We start from the raw sequence: 1,382 nt of genomic DNA on the forward strand, positions 1-1,382 counted from the left end.
CCCGATGGCACCCTCCAGTCCACCGACGTGGAAACCCGACCCGGCGCCCACCGCGGCGACACCGTCTCGGTGTGGATCGGTCCTGACGGCCACGTGGTCGACGAGCCCCGATCGGGACCCGAGAACGCGGTGATCGCCGTCAGCGCCGCACTGTCGGTGTGGGCCACCGCCGCGGTGGGTTCCTTCCTGCTGCTCTGCGCGGTCCGGTGGGTGAATACGCGAAGCCGGATGCGCCAGTGGGATCGAGAGTGGAACGATGTCGGCCGCACACCGGGATGGCCGGTCAGCTGACGCTCTCCGCCGTTGACGGACCAACGGGCCCACCGAGCACGCTCACCCCAGCAGGGTCGTCTTGCCGTGCGTCGCCGGCCCCAGCCTTTCCCGACTTCCTCCGGTTCCGACGCGGGAAAGATTGAGGATCACCGCGGCCTCGCGGACGCATCACGGGACATCAGAACCAGGCACGGTCGCGCGGTAGGTTCGGCGGCTTTCATCCGCCCAGCAGCAGCGTCCTCGCCAAATTTGACCGGAGCGGCTCACGAGAGCGGCCCGCTTGTTGTCCGTGTCACTAGCGGCCGGGGTTCGTGTGGCCGGGCGCCGAGTGCCTTCCGGCTTCGTGCGCGCATGCCCGTGGCTCCCGGACATCACCCGCCACCACGAGTCCAGCGAGCCGGGATCGGACCCCGGATCGGATCGTCACCGGCGGGCCACGAGGCTACTGGCAGGGGGAGAGGTCACCGAATTCGCATGCACCGCAACACTGGTGGGGGTTGCGTAGCCCGACCGTCTACATGTCAGATGGGCGACGGCTTCTCGTCGGTGCCAGCCGAGCCGGCGTCGTCCCCGTCGGCGAACATCGCCTGGATCCGTTGCAGGATCTCCGGTGTGCTCAGTGCTCGGCGGGTGGGAATGCAGTGATGTGGTGCGCTCACCGAAGAAGCCTGCAGGCGTGTCATGTGGGTACTCTCAGTCGCACAGATGTGGCCGAGCGGTGGCCAAGGCGCGGGCACCGATCCCGGTCACCATCAGTGTTCCTACCCACGCGACGGGCCGGCTAGGGGACAAAGTCCTTTCCGCCGATCCCACCGAGAACCCGGGGCGGCGGTAACGCCGATGTCGGCCACGTAGTGGTTTTCGTTGTCTCGGCGTGCAGCCTTCTCGACGAGTAACGGAACCAGCTCGTGGATCCCGCCGTGGTCGGAGCGCTGGTGAATGCGAGGGGCGGTCGTAGGGCCTGCGGCTCGCGCTGAGCGTGTCAGCTGAGCGCCTTGGCCTTGAGGGCGTCGAACTCGGCTTGGTTGATGGTGCCCGCGTCGAGAAGTGCTTTTGCGTCGGCGATCTGTTCGGCAGCCGACTTCCCGGCTACCTCCCTGATGTAGTGG

At 67.6% G+C, this 1,382-nt stretch carries 3 protein-coding genes; 1 reads left to right on the forward strand and 2 read right to left on the reverse strand.

The window, feature by feature from the left end:
- The coding region (locus AC1D1G_RS45240; protein WP_477956943.1) for an Rv1733c family protein at positions 1-291 on the forward strand (291 nt) is incomplete at its 5' end.
- Positions 292-794: 503 nt separating this feature from the next.
- Here AC1D1G_RS45240 and AC1D1G_RS45245 read toward each other — a convergent pair.
- Both AC1D1G_RS45245 and AC1D1G_RS45250 read right to left on the reverse strand, forming a co-directional pair.
- Positions 795-932 (reverse strand): hypothetical protein, encoded by a 138-nt coding sequence (locus tag AC1D1G_RS45245; RefSeq protein WP_477956944.1) that lies wholly within the window; start codon positions 930-932, stop codon positions 795-797.
- A 323-nt stretch (positions 933-1,255) separates the two neighbouring features.
- The coding region (locus AC1D1G_RS45250; protein WP_477956945.1) for an SHOCT domain-containing protein at positions 1,256-1,382 on the reverse strand (127 nt) is incomplete at its 5' end.

The sequence above is a fragment of the Rhodococcus sp. P3_B8 genome (genome assembly GCF_056402775.1).